19 protein-coding genes are annotated in these 22,307 nt (G+C 45.5%); 4 read left to right on the plus strand and 15 right to left on the minus strand.

What is annotated here, in order from left to right; genetic code table 11:
* Positions 1-140: 140 nt before the first annotated feature.
* From ASG89_RS30515 to coxB, 14 genes are all read right to left on the minus strand, one after another.
* A complete protein-coding gene (locus ASG89_RS30515; protein ID WP_057315106.1) occupies positions 141-1,421 on the minus strand; it encodes an ABC transporter permease in 1,281 nt (426 codons plus the stop codon).
* Entirely contained in the window at positions 1,414-2,319 is a 906-nt protein-coding gene (locus ASG89_RS30520; RefSeq protein ID WP_057315107.1) for an ABC transporter ATP-binding protein, read from the minus strand. The genes ASG89_RS30515 and ASG89_RS30520 overlap by 8 nt, the downstream gene beginning before the upstream one ends.
* Positions 2,320-2,422: 103 nt before the next feature.
* A complete protein-coding gene (locus ASG89_RS38485) occupies positions 2,423-2,587 on the minus strand; it encodes a hypothetical protein (RefSeq protein WP_321166542.1) in 165 nt (54 codons plus the stop codon).
* Positions 2,588-2,608: 21 nt separating this feature from the next.
* Entirely contained in the window at positions 2,609-4,048 is a 1,440-nt protein-coding gene (locus ASG89_RS30525; RefSeq protein WP_321166543.1) for an extracellular solute-binding protein, read from the minus strand.
* A gap of 25 nt (positions 4,049-4,073) precedes the next feature.
* Positions 4,074-6,434, minus strand: coding sequence for a helix-turn-helix domain-containing protein (locus tag ASG89_RS30530; RefSeq protein ID WP_057315108.1), 2,361 nt, complete (start codon positions 6,432-6,434; stop codon positions 4,074-4,076).
* A 146-nt stretch (positions 6,435-6,580) separates the two neighbouring features.
* The gene (locus tag ASG89_RS30535) at positions 6,581-7,462 is read right to left on the minus strand and encodes a carbohydrate ABC transporter permease (RefSeq protein WP_057315109.1); all 882 of its coding nucleotides are present in this window, start codon (positions 7,460-7,462) and stop codon (positions 6,581-6,583) included.
* A 10-nt stretch (positions 7,463-7,472) separates the two neighbouring features.
* Positions 7,473-8,429, minus strand: coding sequence for an ABC transporter permease (locus ASG89_RS30540; RefSeq protein WP_057315232.1), 957 nt, complete (start codon positions 8,427-8,429; stop codon positions 7,473-7,475).
* 80 nt (positions 8,430-8,509) lie between these two features.
* Complete coding sequence (locus ASG89_RS30545; RefSeq protein ID WP_057315110.1) at positions 8,510-10,129, minus strand: extracellular solute-binding protein; 1,620 nt, start codon at positions 10,127-10,129, stop codon at positions 8,510-8,512.
* A 228-nt stretch (positions 10,130-10,357) separates the two neighbouring features.
* Positions 10,358-10,813 carry a DUF420 domain-containing protein gene (locus tag ASG89_RS30550; RefSeq protein ID WP_057315111.1) on the minus strand — a complete coding sequence of 152 codons (456 nt, stop codon included), beginning with the start codon at positions 10,811-10,813 and terminating at the stop codon, positions 10,358-10,360.
* Positions 10,814-10,828: 15 nt separating this feature from the next.
* The gene (locus tag ASG89_RS30555; RefSeq protein ID WP_057315112.1) at positions 10,829-11,686 is read right to left on the minus strand and encodes a cytochrome c oxidase assembly protein; all 858 of its coding nucleotides are present in this window, start codon (positions 11,684-11,686) and stop codon (positions 10,829-10,831) included.
* A gap of 99 nt (positions 11,687-11,785) precedes the next feature.
* Positions 11,786-12,103, minus strand: a complete 318-nt coding sequence (locus tag ASG89_RS30560) for a cytochrome C oxidase subunit IV family protein (protein WP_057315113.1) — start codon at positions 12,101-12,103, stop codon at positions 11,786-11,788.
* Positions 12,104-12,718 (minus strand): cytochrome (ubi)quinol oxidase subunit III, encoded by a 615-nt coding sequence (locus ASG89_RS30565; RefSeq protein WP_057315114.1) that lies wholly within the window; start codon positions 12,716-12,718, stop codon positions 12,104-12,106.
* Entirely contained in the window at positions 12,715-14,589 is a 1,875-nt protein-coding gene (ctaD, locus tag ASG89_RS30570; protein ID WP_057315115.1) for a cytochrome c oxidase subunit I, read from the minus strand. Before ctaD ends, ASG89_RS30565 begins: the two co-directional genes overlap by 4 nt.
* A gap of 27 nt (positions 14,590-14,616) precedes the next feature.
* On the minus strand, positions 14,617-15,639 hold the full coding sequence (gene coxB / locus ASG89_RS30575; protein ID WP_057315116.1) for a cytochrome c oxidase subunit II: 1,023 nt from the start codon (positions 15,637-15,639) through the stop codon (positions 14,617-14,619).
* A 278-nt stretch (positions 15,640-15,917) separates the two neighbouring features.
* Between coxB and ASG89_RS30580 the strand changes: the two genes are divergently transcribed.
* From ASG89_RS30580 to ASG89_RS30595, 4 genes are all read left to right on the plus strand, one after another.
* Positions 15,918-16,613 (plus strand): hypothetical protein, encoded by a 696-nt coding sequence (locus ASG89_RS30580; RefSeq protein WP_057315117.1) that lies wholly within the window; start codon positions 15,918-15,920, stop codon positions 16,611-16,613.
* Positions 16,614-16,825: 212 nt separating this feature from the next.
* Positions 16,826-18,823: a DEAD/DEAH box helicase gene (locus tag ASG89_RS30585; RefSeq protein ID WP_057315118.1), complete on the plus strand. Its 1,998-nt coding sequence runs from the start codon at positions 16,826-16,828 to the stop codon at positions 18,821-18,823.
* A gap of 152 nt (positions 18,824-18,975) precedes the next feature.
* A complete protein-coding gene (locus tag ASG89_RS30590; protein ID WP_057315119.1) occupies positions 18,976-19,563 on the plus strand; it encodes a guanylate kinase in 588 nt (195 codons plus the stop codon).
* Positions 19,564-19,680: 117 nt separating this feature from the next.
* The gene (locus ASG89_RS30595; protein ID WP_057315120.1) at positions 19,681-20,820 is read left to right on the plus strand and encodes a conserved virulence factor C family protein; all 1,140 of its coding nucleotides are present in this window, start codon (positions 19,681-19,683) and stop codon (positions 20,818-20,820) included.
* Between the two features lie 85 nt (positions 20,821-20,905).
* Here the strand turns inward: ASG89_RS30595 and ASG89_RS30600 are convergent, their stop codons facing one another.
* The gene (locus ASG89_RS30600) at positions 20,906-22,153 is read right to left on the minus strand and encodes a M48 family metallopeptidase (protein WP_057315121.1); all 1,248 of its coding nucleotides are present in this window, start codon (positions 22,151-22,153) and stop codon (positions 20,906-20,908) included.
* Positions 22,154-22,307 lie beyond the last annotated feature (154 nt).

The following is a 22,307-nucleotide window of genomic DNA, read 5'->3' on the forward strand; positions in this document are numbered from 1 at the left end:
AAAAGATAGATAAATCAACGAATTGATTCATCTATCTTCATTATTTAGTCTCAAACATGTACCCATATTTGTCTCATTTATCGATCAAATCAGTCTCAATTATAACCGTTACTCATATATCACATTTATGATTATGCACACTACCGATACGCACGCATAGCCTTGCGCAGCTCCTTCAACGTTGGCCGCTTGCCGTACATCAGCACGCCAGTGCGGTAGATCTTCGCCGCAAGCCAAGCCATCGCGCCGATCGACACCAATTGAATCGCAATCGACATCGCGATCTGCCAGAACGGTGGGCTGCTCATTCCGATACGTAAGAACATAATCATAGGCGAGAAAAATGGCACGAATGACATCGTCACCACGAACGGAGCATTCGGATAGTTAAGTCCGAAGATCGCAATCATGAAAGCCGCTACGATGATATAGGTGACTGGCATAATGGCTGGCCCCACATCCTCAGTGCGGCTGACAAGCGAGCCTATTGCTGCGAAAATCGTCGCATAAATGAAGAAACCGAGTAAGTAGAAAATTAAGAAATAAATGATCAGTGATATTTCTAAATCGCTCCAACTGATATTCAGTTCCTTGATGGCCGAGGCATCGCTAAATTGAATATTAAGGACAGAAACGGCGATTAGTACAGCTATTTGTGATAGCGCCAGTAAGCAAATGCCAATAATTTTTCCAAACATCTGCTTCAGCGGTGACACGCTTGTAATGAGTAATTCCATGACGCGCGTGCTTTTCTCCGCTGTGATTTCCGTTGCAACGAGATTCCCAAATCCAATTGCACCCATGTAAAGCATGAAGAGTAGAATATAAACCAGTATATAAGACAACCTCATTTGGGACTCTGTTTTGCCCGTAGCAGCTTGATCCGTTGTGGATATTTGCACGGTTTCCAACGACACAGGTGTTTGGATATCGGTTTTTAGCGTATCTGGTAGACCAGCTCCTTGCAGCACCATATCCGTCTTGATTAGCTGAAGTGCCGTTTGCAGCTTATTTTTTGGTGAGGAATCCAGCGTCCCTGTGGATTTATAGCGCAGCTTCGGGAATCCGCCCTGTTTCCCATCCGTGAACTCTAAGTATCCCTTAATCTTCTTATCGATGATTTGCTGCTTCCCATATGCCTCATTTGCTTCTACACTGCCTTGATCTGAAAGGGGTACAATTTGTATCTCTGCATTCGGCTGATTGTTATAAAAAGCTTCTAATTTGGATGCCACAATCGCTTGTTGCTTACCAAATACCCCTATTTTCATCGCTTCATCGGAAGAAAATTGCTTAATAATCGTTGGAAGATGGATCAAAAGCGACATCAGGATTAGTAAGATGAGACTCATCACTTGAAACGATTTCGTGCGAAAACGAGACAGGAATGTAAATTTAATGACTGTCCATATACTATTCATTTTGGCTTCCCACCTTCTGGATAAAAATTTCATTCAAGGTTGGCTCCATAATTTGAAAACGCTGCACAGTGGACCGTTCCATCGCGTATTGCAGAATACGCTGCGCGGCTTCTGGTTGCGCAATGCGAAGCTCGTACCCATTTAGCCCTTGGTTCACCGAAATTACGCCTTGAAGCTTCTCTAACCCCTCTACACTCGTCGATGTCTCCAGCACAACTCTCTCCTTAGGGAAGCTCGCTTTAATGTCCTTTAAGCCCCCTTGAAGAATTGTATTTGAGCGATGCAGCATACAGATATTCTCACAAAGCTCCTCCACATGCTCCATCCGATGACTGGAAAATAAAATCGTTTTCCCCTCATCACGGAGGCTTTTCACCGTTTTTTTGAGCAGTTCTACATTCACTGGATCTAGTCCGCTAAAGGCTTCATCCAGAATCAGAATCTCGGGATTGTGAATAACCGCCGCAATGAATTGAATCTTCTGCTGGTTCCCTTTGGACAGCTCCTCAACCTTACGGTTGTAATAATCAGGAACCTCAAATCTTTCCAACCATAACTTCAAGCTGCGCTCTGCTTCGCGTCGTTTCATGCCCCTAAGTTCAGCTAAGTATAAGATCTGCTCGCTAATTTTAACTTTAGGATATAAGCCACGCTCTTCAGGCAAATACCCCATTAAGCTGCGTAGCTCTTCCCGATATCCTTGTCCATTCCACAATATGTTACCTTCATCTGGGTATATGAGTCCGAGTACCATCCGCATCGTTGTCGTTTTACCAGCTCCGTTTGCGCCTAACAAGCCATAAATTTCCCCTTGCTTCACTTGCAGCCCAATCCGATTTACGGCCGTTTTATCCCCGTACTGCTTCGATACTTGTTCAACAACTAAAGGGTATGTCATCTATGAGCCTACCTTTCATCACGAAGTTGCGTACACTCACTATTTTACATGAAAATGGAAAAACAATGAATTTTTCTTCACAAAATCAAAAAAAGAGAAGCTATTAACGCTTCTCATAGCGATTTAACGCTAACTTTTGGATTTCAATGGCTCGATCAATTTTGGATGCTTTCATCTTACTAACGTAGCTATCGAACGAATCTAGCGGCTCGACGCCGAGAATAATCTTCAGAGACATCTCATCGACGAGTGTCATCACATCCATCATAATGGAAGAAAATTCAGCACTCTAAAGTTCCGTCTTCGGAATTTGCGGTAATGTGTACGATTCAACTTGCGTATCCGCCCAGATCCCAATTGCTTTCCTTTGCTCAGGCAAGGTGTAATACTGCTCAACATACCGAACATCCTGAACAAACGGCCCAAAATAGCTGGCTCTCGTATACATCGACAAGGCTTGTGAAGGGGCCAGCTTATCTGGATTCCGCAGGATCCAATCCGTATACGTTGGGTATCCGTCTTTCAACGTGTAGCTCGTTCCTTCAATCCCGAAATTAAAGAGCATATGACCCTCGTCACTATAGCCGTAATCAAGCAGCTTGGCAGCCTCTGCCGCATGTTTACTGTTACTTGAAATAGCGACCCCGCCGGTACCGACATAATCATAGCTTTTCTGCCCAAATTTCGGCTTATCCCCTTTATGGAGCACGGGATAGGGAGCTGCTGCAAACAGAGCCGATTTATTCTTCTCCTCAACTAGCGGCTGCCATTTCCCAATGCCCGCCCCCGCATTCCAGATCGTTGCTCCACTTCGCCCCGTTACCATATTGGAGTCCATTGTTTTGGTATCCACAGATGCAATGTTCTTATCGATTAATCCTTCCTCATACCACCCTCGGAACGTGGCTAAGAAATCTTGGTATCCCTTCTCCATCGGGCCGTATTTTACCTCACCATGATCCTGATAGAAGCCTTTTCGAATCCCATATGCGCCTACAAAAGCGCCCCCCTCAATCCCGAACAACGGATTCGGCACACCTAGGAATGTCAACGGAGCTGCAATTCCTTTCTTCTCCTTGAACACCTTAAGCACCGTATGCCATTCCTCTATCGTGGTTGGCACCTCTAGTCCAAGTTCATTAAGCCAATCCTGACGGATAATGGGTCCTTGATACGTACGAAGCTTATCATCGCCACGGATAAAAGGGAAAACATAATAGCTGCCGTCATCTGTCCGGATTTGCTTATCGATTTCGGGATGATCCTTTAAGTACTTCTTCAGATTAGGTGCATACTTATCAATGACCTCATTCAGCCTCAAAATATAGCCATCTTTGATCGCCTTTTCGGGCCCGCCAGGGAAGCTGTCCCACTCGTACTCCATCATATCAGGCAAGTCGCCAGAGGCTAATAAGACATTCATCGCTTCCTTGGCCTGATTCGCTGATGGCTGTATGAAGGAAAGCTGGACCCCAGTTCGCTTCTGCCATTCTTGGAAAAAGGGAATATCCTTGAATGTCGCTTTCACACTCGCGGCATTCCCATTCAGCTCTGACCAATAGGTCAGCTTCGTCACTGCTGGTACAGACTGCTCCATATCCTTGGCCGTAGCTGTAGGCTGCCCTGCCGGTGTCGTAAGATTCGTCGGACTCTCAGAAGAGCATGCCGTCAGTCCAAGGGTGATTATACTTAGAAGTAATAGCATCTTACTCCTAGCTCGTCTGCTCATTCCGTTCCCCTCCCCGCATCTAACCTCAATTCATTTCCTTATACTTCCCAGGTGTTATTCCCTCGTATTTCTTGAAAACACGAATAAACGTAGCCACTTCATTATAGCCAACTAGCCGCGCGATCTCTGAGATCGAATCTTGCTTATAGCTGATCATCTTCTTCGCTTGTTGAATTCGGTATTTCGTAATGTAGTCGAGCAAACCCTCACCTGTCTGATCCTTGAATAACTTGGACACGTAGCTGCCTCTTAAGGCAAAGTTCTCACCAATCGTATTCACATTCAAATTAGCGTCTTGATATTGATCCTCAATATATTGCATAACTTTCGCGATGAGCTCGCGCAAGGTTTCCGTACGTTCTTTCGTCTGGTTCGCTTCTATTCTAGAAGCGGCAAAGGCACATACCTCTCTGAGCAGCAGCTGCAGCTCTTGCTGCATTTCCAGAATGGTGTCGCAGGCAATGATTTTATCCATCCATAACGGGTTGTCCCCTAGCCATGGCTGCGTAGTTCCGTCCCCAAGCTCATTCATCGCTTTCACCATCGTACCTACAAGATTGAAGATAAGACACCTGGCCAAAGTAAGCGACACCAGCGGCTTATCGAAATTGCGCCCCATGATCTCGTTCATGCTAGCAGAAGCTTGCTCAATATCCCCCGCTTTGATGAGATTAATAATTTGCTGCTCCACTTGGAGCGGATAGTAATAGCCCTGCTGAAGCTTATCTGCCGTGTCGATTCGAATCTCATCGTAGGTAATGATCTCTCTTTTCCCTCGAACCATCTTATATTCCATCGCGTCCAACGCTTCACTATATGCCTCAGCAACGCCAATTAAAGAAGGGTGAACACCGCTGATGGATATCGTTAAATCCATATGAAACCGTGTCAGGAACCGCTGTGCCTCGGCAGCAATCCAATCCAGATCAGCCTTCCGCTCTGCTGCATCCGTTTCTGCAAAGTTCACCAAGCACACCATCATGTCATCGATTTCGGCTACATAACCAGCATGCTGACGATGACCAGTGAGTTCTTCAACAACATTCGTGATAATGAACTGCATTAATTTTCTACGTTCATTGATGTCCATACCTGGCAAATTCGTAGATATACTATCGGAATTCTCAACCGCAAACAGGATAACCGCGAAATGATTCGAAATCAAATCCATATGGAAGGTTTTGAAAGCTTCCTCATACGAAACGAGCGAATCAATTCGCCCCTTCAACAGCCGATTTAACATATTTGAACGGAGCACGTGATGGTGAGATTGCAACTGCATTGCGATTTGATCTTTTTCATTACGCGTGTGGGAGATCACTTTCTGAATGAAATGCAGTTCATTCCCATCTGCGCGTTCATCGAAGGCATTTTTGTCAGAAATCGATTGAACCAAACGTTGGATAGGTGAGTAGTTACGGCGCAGAAAGAACCATGTTAGCACCGCTGCACCAAATAAGCTGATCAGTATGCTGATATAAGTAAACTTGCGGACATACTCCGCTTTTTCCCAATACATACGGCTTGGAATGATCAGTACATATTTCAAATCAGAAACAGCCGACTGAATATAGAAAAGCTCTGATTCTCCGTCCTGCGATGGTTTGTACGTGACATTATCCTCATCCGGCAATTGGTCCAAAATGAGATTCTTGTTCACTGTCACAGGGACATTGGAGAGTAGAACTTGATTGTCATGATTAAGGATGACGATTTGCCCACCGCTAAACCCAGAAATGCTTTCAATCGCCTTCTCGAATCGCTCCCGATCAGCCATCACAACGACTGTCCCCGTTTGCTTGCCGTTCAGATCCTTGGGCAAGTGTGTGACATACGCGATGGAAGATGAAGAAGGACCAGCATCTACACGGGGAAGGATTAGAAATTGGTTATTCGTAGCTTGGTGAATCGTATCCAGCCATTGTTCATATCGGAGGGTACCTGTATTGTGAATCGTATCAAACGCTGTATGCAAATCACGCATATTGCCTGGACGGAGAATCGATGCCTCCTGATCCCAAGTCACATAGAATTCATCGATTGTCGCATACGAGGTTTGATACATCCGAAACTCTTTGACGAGCTGAAACGCGAGATATTGATCATCATTGGTTCGTACATTGGTGTACATCAGACTTTGAAGCTTAGCATTCCAAGTAATTTCCATATTCAACCGTTTCATCAAATCGAATTGCGTGTCGATCGTGTAACGGACTTGTTTGAGTAAGGAATCATTCGCACGATGAATTTCACTTTTTAGCACATGACTAGACTGTGAATAAATAAGAATGCTCATCAGCATCGGCACGAACAATACGGCACTGTATGATAACAGCCAAGTAAAGATAATGCTCTTCCTTTTTGGCCAAAAAAATCGAAACTTCACATGGATCTCCTCCCACTGCGCACCTTGAAAATTCCTCTGAAGGGATTGTCTCCTTCACTCTATTATACCTCTGTTCGCAAGGGGAGGAATGTCCAAAATGACAAATCCGATTGATAAAAGCGCTACTAGATCTCTATTTCCATGCTCTACCCCTTCAGGGAGCCCACCATAACCCCTTTGACAAAGAACCTTTGCACAAATGGGTAGACACACAGAATTGGCAATGTTGCCACGACGATCGTCGCATATTTAATAGTTTCCCCGATCTGGAAACGATCACCCGCATCCGCTCCCACGGACATGCCATCTGTTGAATTGGAAATTAAAATTTCTCTAAGAACGAGCTGTAGGGGGAAGAGATCACGATTTTTAATAAAGATCGATGCGTAAAACCAGCCATTCCATTTATCTACAGCATAGTACAGAATCATAACGGCAATGACGGGCATGGACAGGGGGATGATAATTCTGAACAAAATCGTAAAGTGATTGGCCCCATCGATTTTGGCCGACTCCTCTAAGCTGTCTGGTATCGCCATAAATGCTGTTCGCATAATAATCAAATTAAATGTGGAGATGGAGAATGGAATAATCGTCGCCCATAGCGTGTCGAGCAGGCCTACATTTTTGACAATCAAATACAGTGGGATTAACCCCCCATGGAAGAACATTGTAATCACGATAATGATCATGAATGCCTTATTCCAGATGACATTTTTCCTAGAAAGCACGTAGGCGCCTAGCGCAGTCATCAGAAGGTTGACGATCACACCAGCCACAACGATAAACATCGTATTGCGGTAACCAATGAGAATCCCAGGGTTCTTCATCACCCCTTTATAGGCTTCCCAACTAAAACCAAGTGATTTATATAAAATTCCTTTGTGCGCAACTAATTCATTCGCTTGACTGAACGAAGCAAATAAGACATAAAGCAAAGGGTATAACGTAACTACTACAAGTAGGGTCAAAATCAAATGAATCGCAATATCGAATAGTCTTTCTACGAAACTAGGTCCTTTTCTCATCAACATCACCTCACCATAAGCTGCTTTCATTTACTTTACGACTAATGTAATTCGCTGTAATAAGTAGGATGAGATTGATAATGGAATTAAATAAGCCAACAGCGGAGCTGTAACTCCATCCAAACTCAAGCAACCCTTTGCGATAGACGAAAGAGGAAATCACGTCCGCCGTTTCATAACTGACAGGATTATAGAGTAGAATGATCTTCTCAAAGCCCACGTTCAACAAATTACCCATACGCAAAATAAACATAATCGCAATAGTCGGCATAATGCCTGGCAATGTAATATACATCATCTGTTTCCAGCGACTTGCGCCATCCATACGTGCAGCTTCATACTGTTCGGTATCAATACTCATTAACGCAGCAATATAAATAATCGACTCCCAACCAATTCGTTGCCAAATCTCGGATAATATATAGATCGGTCGGAACAACTCCGCTTTTTGCAACATGGCTTGCCCGTCATATCCGAAGGACATCGCGATATTGTTAATGACACCATCCGCGTTCGTAAAGTCTGTAATAATCCCGCAAATAACGACAAGCGAAATAAAATAAGGCATATACGTAATCGTTTGTGCGACCCGCTTGAACGTCTTACTCCGCACCTCATTGATCAACAGGGCCAAAATAATCGGAGCAGGGAACTCAAATAGTAAGGAGTACAACGAAATAACCAACGTATTTTTCAATATGCGCCAAAAGTAAAAAGAACTAAAAAAGTCATGAAAATGCTTAAAACCTACCCAATCACTTCCTAGAATTCCTTTCATAGGAGAATACTCTTTGAAGGCAATTAAGGCGCCATACATAGGTGCATAATGGAAAATGAGGTAATAAGCGAGTACGGGTACCATCATCAGGTACAAGTACTTATTGGCAATAAAATCTCGGATATATCGATTTGTCCCGGTTTGTTGTTTCGTGAGCGTTACGCTTTCCAGTGGCTGTGTATTGGCCATCTCCATCCTCACCCTCTCGCCAGTTTACTTGTAGAGCAAGGGGATCACAGATCCCCCACCTCACTTGTGCTAAATGAAACTTATCGCTTATTATAGCGATCAAGTGCTGCTTGCTGAATCTCGATAGCGCGGCTTAAATTCAGTGACTTCATTTTATCTACATATTTCTCGAAACCATCTACGGGCTCGTTGCCCAAAATGATTTTCAGCGTCATTTCATCCACCAATGTATTCATGTCGCCCATGATTTTCGCATATTCGGAGCTTTCCTCCGGTGTCGGTGTAAGCGGCGGCAAGCTATATTTGGCTGTATCGGTTTTCTTCCACACATTGATGGCATCGCGTTGGGTTGGCAGCACAAAGAATTGCTCTGCATAACGCTTATCCTGGATGAATGGACCGTTGTAGCTGCCACGAATGTACATGGACATCGCTTGTGCAGGAGCTAACTTTTCTGGATTTTTCATCAGCAAATCCGTGTATTTCGGATAGCCATCCACCATCGCGTAGCTAACTCCCTCTGTTCCGAAGTTGAAGAACATGTGACCTGCTTCACTGTACCCATAATCTAGCATCTTCACAGCTAATTCTGGATTCTTGGACTTTCCTGTTACCGCGACAATGCCACCAGAGGAATACGGGTTATCCTTTTGACCAAATTTCGGCGTATCGCCTTTCTTCAGTACCGGATATGGCGCAGCTACCAGCTGTGCTTTAGGATCTTTCGCCTGAACTAGCGGCTGCCATTTGCCCATTCCACCGCCTGCATTACCGATACTTGCCCCTGTCGCTCCCGTTGCGAAGCTGCCATCCAAAGCTTTCGTATCCACCGTAGCAATGTTCTTATCTAGTAAGCCATCTTGATACCATTGGTGGAATGTCTTCAAGTACTCCTTAAAGCCACTTTCCGAAGGTCCGTATTTGATTTTCCCATTGTCCAAATAAAATCCACGGTTTACGCCAAATGCACCTAAAAATGCACCGTTGTACGATTCATTGAAAAATCTAGGTTTGCTGATAAACGATAGTGGCGCTGCTGCACCTTTCTTCTCTTTAAAGGCTTTCAATGTCGCTGTCCAGTCATCAATCGTTTCAGGAACAGGGAGTCCTAACTCATCTAACCAATCTTTACGAATCATCGGTCCTTGGAAAACCTGCAAGTATTCATCGCCTCGAATGAATGGGAACGCATAATAGCTGCCGTTATCTGTTTTTACCATTTTGTCGACATCTGGATGCTCTTTGAGGTATTTCTTCAGGTTAGGCGCGTATTTATCAATCAGATCATTCAATTTCAGGATGTAACCATCTTTAATGGCTTTCTCAGGTCCACCTGGGAAATCGCTCAGGAAGTTGTATTCGATCATATCCGGCAAATCTCCAGATGCCAGCATCACGTTAAGTGCTTCTTTGGCTTGTCCCGTTGGCGGCGCTAAGAATTTAAGAGGAACTCCCGTTTTCTTCTGCCACTCTTGGAAAAAGGGGACATCCGCATGTGTCGTTTTCACACCTGTTAAGTTCCCATTCAACTCACCCCAATACGTTAGGGTTTTATCTGTTGTCATCGGATACGTCGTCGCGGTAGTTGTCGCTGGTGACTGTGACTCACTCGTTGTTATCGTCGATTCCGTCTTCGAGGAACAGGCAATGGCTGTACCCATCATCATGATAATCATAGTTGACGCTAAAATTTTCTTCATTCGTTGACCCTCCACTACATGTTATGGTGAGATGCATCTCTTCCTTAAGCGTAGTGGAATCAACCGGATTAACCTATGAGCAATATGAAAAATGGCATGCTCATTTCGTCATGTCAAATTGTTGATTTCAACAACCCGATGGGCGAAATCACAAAATCAGCCCTTATAAAGGCAAAAAAATAGCACGGAACGATGAACTTTCACATCATTCCGTGCTATTGGTATGGTTTACAAACCAAAAATGGCATCTATAACTGGCTTTGTTGTTCCACCTGGATACAAGACATACAATAATACGTAAACCATCACACCTGTAGGCGCTGTTAGCAGCCACACAAATGCGGCAAACTTACCAATTTTCTTATGTTTAAGGAACTTCTTCTTATAAGCGAACCATAGCGTGACGAGGCCAAGAACGCCTCCTATTGTAGCCAAGGTGATATGGAAGAACAAGAACAAATGATAAGGCAGCTTTAAACTCTCTGGCCCGCCAAATGCCGTGTTTCCTTCAAACAAGGTACGGGACATGTAGATGATGAAAAAGGCTAAAGCAAAAATCGCGCCTAAAACCATCAGCTTCTCATGTGTATCCCGGTTTCCTTTGACGATATGATACCATCCGAACCCAACAAAAATGGCACTAATCACAATAAACATCGTAGAAATCGTAGGTAATATGTGCATCTTTCTATTCCTCTCCTAAGCGCGATTCCAGTTCCCGCCTTGATTATTCAAGCTATCTTGTGATGGGATAGGATCCAATTCATCATCATCCTTGCGCTCTCGGCGATACCAGCGGAAGAATATATAAGCTAATGTTGCGCCATAGATAATCTCTTGCAATATCTTCATGATGACACCACCGAGCTGTTGATCATCAATCGGTGATAAATGAGCAAAAGGAACAGTGACGTTGTCATACATATCGTAGATAATCGAATCCGCAAAAATGATAAGCGCACATGCGGGTGTCAGCAAGACACCATTTCCGAAAATATATGCCATCTTCTTCAAATCGTTCAAGCGATTCAGCTCAGGAAGCGGACAAAATACCGGGAACCACATAATAAAGGCCGTCATTAAGAGCATCGTATGATAAGCAAGAAGCGGTACATCATTCTTCATCAAGTAATCCATAATAAAAGGCATATGGTAGATGGAGAAGAGCATATTGAACATGAATAATGCGAGCAGAGGCCGAGTTAAAAAAGTAAACAGACCGCGAAATACTACATTTTTCATACAAGCACGAACCAACCAAGCCGGTGTTCCTAACCAAATGAATATCGGTACGATTAAGTAAAGAATCGTTTGCTGCAGCATGTGCATACTGAACAAGTAGTGATGCCCAATATAGCTAATTGGACTTCCCTGCCCAATATAGAATAAAGCTAGCCCCGCGTAGAAGAGAAGCTGCGCTGAGATCGAAATTGGCTCTGATTCATCTGCTTTCACCATGCCTTTCACGACAAATCGACCATAACTATATCCGATTACAACGACGATCAACAATAAAACAGGATTCCACAAATCAAAAAATCCACCAATCTGACTCATACCTGCATCTATCTCCTCTCAAGCTGACTACTTCCGAATATCTCTACTTAAAAAAAGAGGAGGCACTTTGTCTAAACAAAGTTGCCTCTTCTATCTTTTTTACCACCAAACCCAATATACGGCTGTGATTACACCGGTAAGAGCAACGAATGCTCCTGCGAAGATAAAGATTAGAGGGAACAAGTGTCCTCTCTCTTTGGCATGCATCCAGAAAAGTAACTGAACAAGCGCCTGCACGATCCCTAAGGATACGATGAAAATCAAGATAAACGAACGATCCAAGTCTCCGTATAGTACGACAGCGAATGCCAACATCGTGAGTAGAATCGAAATGATGTAAGTTAAATAGTGATTCACTGGTGAATCGTGCTTCACTCGTTTGCTAGGTGCGTGTGTATCATGAGAATTGCTGCTCATTTAGTGACCCACCTTCCCCATCAGATAAACAACTGTGAAGATAAATACCCAAACTAAGTCGATAAAATGCCAGTACAGGGAAGCGACATAGAACTTAGGTGCCGTTACAACTGTAAGACCTTTCTTCATCCCTTGGAAAATCAACAGCGTAATCCAGCAAACACCGAATGCTACGTGAGCACCGTGGAAACCGACTAACGTATAGAACGAGGTGGAGAAAGCACTCGTCGTAAACTTGTGACCTTCATGCACATACTCGTAAAACTCGTAGATCTCCATGCCTAAGAAGGAAAGACCGAACAAAACCGTAACTGCCAACCAAGCTAACAATTGACCTACTTTTTGACGGTGCATCGCAATGATTGCGAATACACTCGTCAAACTGCTCGTCAAGAGAATAAACGTTGACCAACCAACTGTTTTAAGCTTGAAAAGCTCATCAGCTGTTGGGCCATCCGGAACAGAGTTCCGAAGGGCAATGTAAGTTGCGAATAAGCAACCGAACAAAACAACCTCTGCACCAAGGAAAAGCCAGAAACCAAGAACTTTATTCTTCCCTTCGAGGGTAGCCGTTTCCGGATTAGCAGGCAGTGCGCCCGTGTGATGACTACTCATGCCTTTACCCCCTTATGATCGTCTTCAAGTTCTTCCGGTTCAATATGCCAACCGTGATCGTCATATACGGAACGCAAGAACATGGCAATGAAAGTAACTATGATCCCTGCTCCAGCTACATAGTAGTTTTTGTACATAAAGCCAAAACCAGCGATGAACAATCCAACAGACATGACAAGCGGCAAGATCGATGCAGAAGGCATGTGGATCGAACCGATTGGCTCAGCTGGTGTCATTTGCTTGTTTCCAGCCATTTTTTCTTTCCAGAAAGCATCTAACCCGCGAACAAGCGGAGTTTGTTTGAAGTTATATTCAGGTGCAGGTGATGGAATTGTCCACTCCAAGGAGCGTCCATCCCATGGATCTGCAGGAGCCGTCATAGGTTTTCTAGCTGTAGAGATGATGTTGATAAGGAACACCAACGTACCAATACCCATTAAGAAAGCACCAATCGTTGATACAAAGTTACCAGCTTCGAGACCATATCCTGGTTGATACGTAAATACGCGTCTCGGCATCCCCATTAGACCCAAGAAATGCTGCGGGAAGAATGTCAGATGGAAGCCAATGAAGAATAACCAGAAATGTAATTTACCCAAGCCTTCACTTAGCATACGACCAAACATTTTCGGCCACCAGTAGTATAGACCTGCGAACAAACCAAGAACGAGACCACCAACGATAACATAGTGGAAATGCGCTACTACGAAATACGTATCATGGTATTGGAAGTCAGCCGCTGGAATCGCAAGCATAACCCCTGTTGTTCCACCCATGACGAAGGTTGGAATGAAAGCTGTAGCGAAGATGTTCGCTGTTGTGAAGCGGATTTGACCACCCCAAAGTGTGAACAACCAGTTAAAGATCTTGACGCCTGTAGGAACCGCAATCGCCATTGTAGCAATCGCGAAGATCGAGTTCGCTACTGGACCTAAGCCTGATGTAAACATATGGTGGACCCAAACCATGAAGCCTAAGAATCCAATTAGCACTGTTGCAAATACCATGGAGCTGTATCCGAACAGACGTTTTTTCGAAAAAGTAGAAACAATCTCAGAAATAATACCGAAGGCTGGAAGAATCAAAATGTAAACTTCGGGATGCCCGAAAATCCAGAATAAATGCTCCCACAGTACGTTGTTACCGCCTCTGGCTGCATCGAAGATAGCTCCGCCAAAGACACGGTCAAACATAAGTAAAACTAGAGCAACAGTAATTGCTGGGAAAGCAAGAACGATCAAACCTGAAGTTACAAAAGCAGACCATGTAAACATAGGCAGACGCATGTATGTAAGACCAGGAGCACGCATGTTAATAATCGTTACGAGGAAGTTGATCCCCCCGATTAATGTCCCGATACCTGCAATTTGCAATCCAAGTACATAGAAGTCCGTACCTTGCAAGTTACCTTCTAGAGTTTCTCCCCAAACTGAGTCAGTAATCGAGGATAAAGGTGCGTATCCTGTCCAACCTGCGTCAGGAGCACCGCCCAAGAACCAACTTGTGTTCATAAGCACACCACCGGCGAAGAATAACCAGAAGCCGAGTGAGTTAACGAAAGGGAACGCAACGTCCCTTGCACCAATTTGTAGTGGAACGATGGCATTCATGAAAGCGAAAATGACCGGCATTGCCGCAAAGAAAATCATCGTCGTTCCGTGCATCGTTGTTAATTGGTTAAATGAATCTCCGATGAAAATTTGTTGATCTGGATAAGCAAGTTGAATCCGGATCAATATCGCTTCAAGTCCTCCTACAAGGAAGAAGAAGCCGCCCGCTAGTAAATACAGGATACCGATTTTCTTATGATCGACGGTTGTAAGCCAATCCATAAGCCCGGTATGTTTTTTTACTGGATGAGAGTGAGCCAACGTATGAACCTCCTTTACATCAAGAGTTTATTTCAATGTTAATGTTTGTAAGTATGAAACGATATCTTTAATTTGAGCGTCATCTAACTTGCCGTTAGCTTCTTTACCGAAAGCTGGCATTTTGTTACCTGGTTTCAGTTCTTGCGGATTATGTATCCACGATGCTATGTTCTCAGGTGTCTTCTCAAGGATACCTGCAAGTGTGTCGCGATCTGCGAAGCCTTTAAGGTTAGGAGCAACCCCAGGGCCGCTAGCATTAACAGCATGACAAGACATACAGTTTTCTTTGAAAAGCTCTTCACCTTTTTGTGTAGATGCCGACACAGTATTAGGTGCTTTCATTTTCGCAACCCAAGCATTAAAATCTGCTTCCGACTTAGAAGCTACCGTAAAGTTCATCAATGCATGTGAAGCTCCGCAAAGCTCTGTACATCTACCTTGGAATGTTGCGATTTCATCAGCTTGCAAGTAAAGCGTATTACGGATACCTGGGTTTGTATCCACTTTACCACCTAGGGATGGTACCCAGAATGCGTGCGCTACGTCAGCAGAAACGACATCAAAGGCAATGATTTTGTCCTCAGGAATCACCAGCTGCTGAGCTGTTGCGATACCAAGGTCTGGATATTCAAACTGCCACCAGAACTGATGCGCAGTGACTTTCACATGGATAGCGTCTTTGTTCTTGTTGTAATTCTCGGAGTGTTTGAACGTGTAAGACACTGTTGGCACCGCAAGTACTAACAGCAAGAGAATTGGAATTACCGTCCAGATAATCTCCAAAACATGACTTCCTTCGACTTGTTTCGGTATGCTTTCGTCGCCTTTACGTTTGCGAAAGCGAACTAAAACGTACACATAAATCGCAAATACGACAATTACGACAAAAATCATGATAAAGAGACTTAATTTCATTAAATAAAGCTGCTCCGTCGCCACAGGACCTTTTGGCACTAAAGCAGATAAGGTTGGGTCTCCGCACCCAGTTAGCATGAGCGTCATTACCGCTAGAAGGGGTAGCAGACGCCAGAACTTTTTCAATTGACTCATTGTATCAACCCCACTTTTAAAACAATATTTTTACCACGAAGGCCATGCCCATGTCAATTCACTTTAATAACTATAAATTCGTGAAAACTTTTTGTCAATCGCTGTAGGAGAGTTCACAAATTGTTCTTAAACAGCGACTGTAGCGATATATTTCCCTTCATGGTTATTTCCATACACCCACCTCTTTATGCATAAAAGCCTTTATTTGTGAACACGAATAATTAGACAGAAACATCTCATCCTATAGACATTAAATCGCATTGGGAGGTCTGTTAATTATGTTCAGGAAGTTAGGTTTTCCGATTTATGGAATCATATTCCTACTGCTTACATTATCCGCATGTGGTTCTAGCGATAAACAGTACAGAGGCGATCGTGATGACTCTACTAGCTCGAATTTTGGCACTCATGTCGAAAAAGCTGATCAGAATGATAGAGCCTATCAAGTTCAACAACTCTCCGGACCTGTTACGCACAACAACACAAAGCTAGAATACAGTCAGTATCTCTCTGACCAGCTCCATACTATGGACGGGGTCAATACAGCCTACGTCATGATTACAAATCAGAATGCTTATATCGCATTAATGATGGATAGCAGTGCGGTAGGTACAAAGGGACTGACCAAGGAGACGAATAATCAAGGAACAACCAAGGGCATCTACAACGATGATAATCCTTATGATGACTCCCTACCGTCTAATGATTTGAATAAAGGCTACAATAGTTATGAAACAGCTGTGCATCATGATTTACTTTCACATCCTTTTAAACAGGCTATTGCGGAGAAACTTCGTGTCTTACAACCGGATCTGATGGATGTCTATATTTCAGCAAATCGGGATTTCCTTAATAAAATGAATAACTATGCACAGGAAAGCTGGAAAGGCCATTCGCTTATGCCACTTCTAACAGATTTCAATCAGACGGTGACACGTGTGTTTGGAACAGCGCAATCCTTACCCCACGACTAGACAGATTTGGGCTCGCCTCCTATTGAGAAGCTTTCCCATGTAATAGGGGGTCTTGCTACGTCTTATGGAGCACAACCAGCATGTAAAACTTCTATTTATAAAGTGGTTTATTTCTGCTTGTGGGTCAGCTCCTGTTTTCATTTGTCTTTCATTCCTGTACAATGAGGGAATCGTCTTTACTAAGAAGGAAAAAGGGAGCTGGCCAATTACCCATGTCAAATGGATTTGCCTCATTAGGTATTAGAGAACAATTAGTTCAAGTTTTGCAAAATCAAGGTGTCGTAGAACCGACCCCCATTCAACGAGAAGCGATTCCAGTATTGTTAAAAGGTTCGGATGTTATCGCACAAGCTCAAACAGGTACAGGTAAAACCCTTGCCTTTGTACTTCCTATATTAGAAACCATTGATGTAGAAAGCTCGGATGTTCAAGCGCTTATTCTTACCCCGACTCGTGAGTTAGCGATTCAAATTAGCAATGAGTTGAAAACCCTTGTCCCGATCACAGGTGCTAAGGTCCTGGCTGCATACGGTGGGCAAGATGTAGAAAAACAGCTTAGAAAGCTTCAAGGCAACATACATATAGTAGTAGGAACACCGGGAAGATTGCTTGATCATCTTCGTCGCGGTTCTATCAATTTCTATAAATTGAAAATACTCGTATTAGATGAAGCAGATCAAATGTTGCATATGGGCTTCTTGCATGAAGTCAAGGACATCATTGCGCAAACATCCCCTTACCGCCAAACGCTGCTCTTCTCTGCGACAATGCCCGAACAGGTCATTAATCTGTCTAAGGCTTATATGAAGGAAGCCAAAGAAATTAAAATTCAAAGTAAACAAGTCACTTTGACTGAGATTCAGCAGGTGCTTGTCCCTACGACTGATCGTGATAAACAAGACGCTCTTATCGCTGCAATCAAACAATACAGGCCTTATCTTGCGATGATTTTCTGCCGGACCAAAGCCAAAGCAATTGCGCTCAATGAAACGTTGCAAGAAATTGGTTTAATGTCTGATGAGCTTCACGGCGACTTGTCTCAAGCGAAACGTGAGCAAGTGATGAAGCGTTTCAGAGAAGGACGTATCGAGCTCTTAGTCGCTACTGACATCGCTGCTCGTGGTTTAGATGTGGAAGGCGTTACGCATATCTTCAACTATGATGTACCTCAAGATGCCGAAAGCTACATTCATCGGATTGGTAGAACGGGTCGTGCTGGCGAGTCAGGCGTAGCTGTGACTTTCGCAACGCAAAGAGATATGCCAACGATCGAGCTCATCGAAAAAGGCATCAAAATGTCATTGCGCGGTCCAGATGGAGGGCAAAGACGTGTTGTTCGTTCCAAGACAGAAGATTACATCGAGCAAGATGGCAGAGGGTCTGCAAGAAAAGGTGGAGCTGGAGCTTCACGCGGTGGCAGACGTAATGACCGTACGGGTGCCCCAGAGCAACGCAGCGGTGGACGTGCGGGAAGACCTGGAGCACGTGAGCTTCGCGGCGATCGTTCGAGTGTGCAATACGGCAGCGAACGAAAAACTGGTTTTGGCGCCAAAGGTGACAAATTCGGTGGACGCGGCGGTGCTGCTGGCGCAGGCCGTTCCGGTGAAAGACCTGCGAAAGTGAATTCAGAACGCAATCCGAATACATGGGGTCGCGCAACCGTTGTTCACGAATCGCCAACTACGAATTCCGCTCCAGCTCGTGGAACGAACATGAACGCTGCGAAAGCACGTGTCACTGGTTCCTACAGCGGTGGTGGTGAAGGTGCGGAGCGTAAGCGTTCAGCTCCACATGGCGATAAGTCCTACTCGCCATATAACAAATATGCCGGCGCAGGTCGTGATGACGCGGCTGCTGCGTCTCGTACACTTCGCGGCGGCAAAGGCCGCGGCGATGGCGGAGCACGCGGTGGCGCTGCTCCTCGCGGTGAGGGCTTCGGCTCCCGCACGAGCGGTGCTCCTCGCGGCGAAGGCTTCGGCTCCCGCACGAGCGGTGCTCCTCGCGGCGAAGGCTTCGGCTCCCGCACGAGCGGCGCTCCTCGCGGACGCAATGATGAGCGTGGTGCGCGCAGCGCGGCACCTCGCGGCGAGGGCTTCGGCTCACGCGGCGGTGCTCCTCGTGGCGACAGACCAAGCGGCCCACGCGGTGGGCAAGGCGGCGCTCGTGGAAGTGCACCAAGAGGCACTCGCGGCGGTGGCGGCAAGCGCTAGATTGATGAAGCGATTTCATGCAAGTCTTTACCGATGAAGCCTTACGATGTAAACTATAGGTATGGTTAATTAAGTTCCTAAGGTCAAAAATCGTTTCACACCGTTCACGCACTTAGGATTTACCCCCCATCCAATCGAAGGAGGTATGTTCCATGTACGCATTAAAGGATAAGGAAATGATTTTTGTATTCACTGGCCCGCACGGGGCAGGTCGTAAAACCGTTGCCGAAATGTCCGGCTCCACCTTGGGAATGAAACAAGTGATTTCGTATACCACCCGACCTCCGAAACCAACAGAGGAAGATGGACAGGATTATCACTTCATCTCACCCGCCCAATTTGTTCAGGCACAAACTGGCGGTGAATTTATCGAAGTCAGTACCGTAAACGACCATCTATACGGGATCAAAAGCGCTGATATTGAGCGAATGTTCCAGCAAAGCGGAAGCATTTACTTGATCTTGAATCGCTTTGGCGCCGAAACGCTCAAAAAGCTATATGACGATCGCGTTGTCCAAATCTTCATTTATGCCCAGCGAGACACACTTGAAGAACGGATGAAAGAAAGCGGAGATTCAGAAGAAATCGCCGCCAAATATTTGTCTGATTATGAGAATGAATTAGCTTACCGTGACCAATGTGATCATGTTTTTGAAAATGTGGACCTGGCTCATACGGTATTTGATCTTACCAAAACATTGGATCTATATTTAAATCGTAATCTGGTCGACTTAGACTAGAAGCGAAGGGCACTAGCTGCCGATAAAGGCCTGGACGGTCCCCGTCCGGGCCTTTTCATCTAACCTAAGAACGGCGAAGCCGTGATTGACCCGTTCCTACTAAGGAGTTGAAACGCTATGAAAATCATTTCCATCGAACCTACACCAAGCCCCAATTCTATGAAGCTCAATATGGATGAGTCTTTACCTGCCGGTGTGCGTGAAACGTATACGAAAAAAAATGCAAATGGCGCTCCCGAGGACGTGCAGAAGCTGCTTGCTGTACCCGGCGTTATCAGTGTGTTCCACGCTGCCGACTTCATCGCGGTAGACCGGAGCTCCAAAGGCGACTGGCAGTTCATCCTGGCTCAAGCGCGCGAAATCTATGGCGAAGCTCAGTCATCTTCCGGAAGCAACCTGCCTACCGAGCAGCCTGCGGCTGAGGCATCCTTCGGTGAAGCGCAAGTGCTCGTGCAGATGTTTCGCGGTATTCCGCTCCAGGTGAGGGTGCGCGCAGGCACAGAAGAAGCGCGCGTCGCTATGCCGGAGCGCTTCACACAAGCCGCAGTCCGCGCAGGTACGGCATCGCCGAACCTGATCAAAGAGCGGAAGCTCGAGGAGCTCGGCGTCCGCTACGGCGAGCTGTCGGACATCGCAGGCGAAGTCGTCCAGGAACTGGACGCTTCTTACGACGATGCCCGCGTCGAAGACCTGGTCTCCCGCGCGATGCAGGAGACCACGGATGCCCCTGTGGAGGAGGCCGCCACAGGGGATCTTGTCGCAGCAGCTAGGCAGCTGCGGCACAGCGATTGGAAGCTGCGCTACGCCGCGCTTCAAAAGATCCAGCCGTCGCTAGAGACGCTGCCCCTCCTCGTCCATGCCTTGCAGGACGAGAACACGTCGCTTCGGCGACTGGCCACGGTGTACCTCGGGGATATCAAGGAACCCGAGGTACTGCCCTATCTGTATCGTGCCCTCGAGGACGATACAGCTTCTGTGCGTCGGACCGCAGGCGATACGCTGTCCGACCTTGGTGACCCCGCCGCGATGCCGGCGATGGCCAAGGCGCTGAAGGACCGCAACAAGCTGGTCCGTTGGCGCGCGGCACGCTTCCTTTACGAGGTAGGCGATCACACCGTGCTTCCGGACCTTCACGAAGCAGCAGATGACCCTGAGTTCGAGGTACGTATGCAGGTCAAGATCGCACTCGAGCGGATCGAGGGTGGTCATGCCGCGGAAGGCTCTGTGTGGCAGCAAATGACACGCAGAAATGACTAACTGAGTCCGTAACAAAAGCACGATTGCCTACTGCCCTAGCGGAAGTGGCATTCGTGCTTTTGTTGGATTTTGCCTACAAGCTCCCTTACTTCTTATACCGCTCAAAATACATAATTCTCTCCACAATCGTTGGATGAGAGCCACGGAACCACTGCACCAGCTTAGGTTGTGTAACGGGACTGAGATTCTCTTTCGCAATATGCTGAAAAGCCCGAATTGCTGCATCCCCATCCCCCGTCATCCTCATCGCATAGACATCTGCTCGATGCTCAATGACCCTTGAGAACGCATTTTGAGCTGGTGATGATAGGAAGCTCATCAACGAGATGAGCAGCAGAAGAATCGGTAATGCCGCTAAATCTCTTTCCCCTTGCATGCCCCAAAGTGAGCCCCAGCGTTTTAAGATTAGCCGATACACACGGAAAACCAACCAAAAGCCAACCAAACTGAGTGCAACACCATAGGCTATCCCCCAATAGATATGCCGTTCTACGTAATGACCCATCTCATGTGCCATGACTGTCAGGATTTCATCAGGCTGCAATTTCTTCAAAATAGTATCCCACAGCACAATACGCGCGTTCCCGCCGATCCCATTGACATAGGCGTTAATGGCATTCGTCCTTTCCGACATGTTGACCTCATAAACTTGATCCGTCGGTATGTGCGATTTGGCTGCAAGATCAAGAATTTGCGTTTTCAATTCCTGATTCTGAAGGGGTTGAAACTGATTGAACAACGGGTCCAGTACCACAGGCTGAATAAACGTGACGAATAAGATTAACGGGATTGAAATTAGCCACAACCATACCCACCATTTCTTAGGACTCCACTTACAGAGCCATCTAAAAATCCCTACCACGAGTATCGTGCCTACGATACCTATGAGAAATGTTTTGACATAATCCTTCAGAAAAATGATAGGCGTTTCATTGGAGATGCCGTAGGCTTGGTCGATTTTGAACAGAAACACATCAATTGGAAGAAACAGCACATCCATGACGAGGGTAAAAAGCACCACAAAAAGGAGCATTTGCAAGAAAGAAGCTCGGAATACTTTCTCCGCGAGTTGACGGAAGCTAACGGCTATGCCGAATAAGGCCACGGTCACACCCATTTGCAGGGGAGCGCTTAAAAAGAAGGTTAACGAATGAATCCTAGAAAGCGACTCCGCCTTGGCAATTTCTGCATGGGTCATGAACGTATTCGGATCCGCCACAGATCCAACTAATGTCATCGGGATTTGAAATAAATCCCCTTTTAAGAAATATAAAATCACGATAACGGCATAACTAACAAAAGCTGCTGTACACCACAAATAGAAACGTTTCATCCCATGCCTCCACGGTTATCTTGATAAGCTCATCTTATAGAGAGTAATAGCTTGTTTACCTAGTCTATGCGAGTAAGGCAACACCGTATGTGTCTCAAGGCACATTTTGGATATCATGTATTGCATTCTCCATCCTCCCATGATGTAATGAGAA

The sequence above is a fragment of the Paenibacillus sp. Soil766 genome, from assembly GCF_001428105.1.
Taxonomy (GTDB): domain Bacteria; phylum Bacillota; class Bacilli; order Paenibacillales; family NBRC-103111; genus Paenibacillus_E.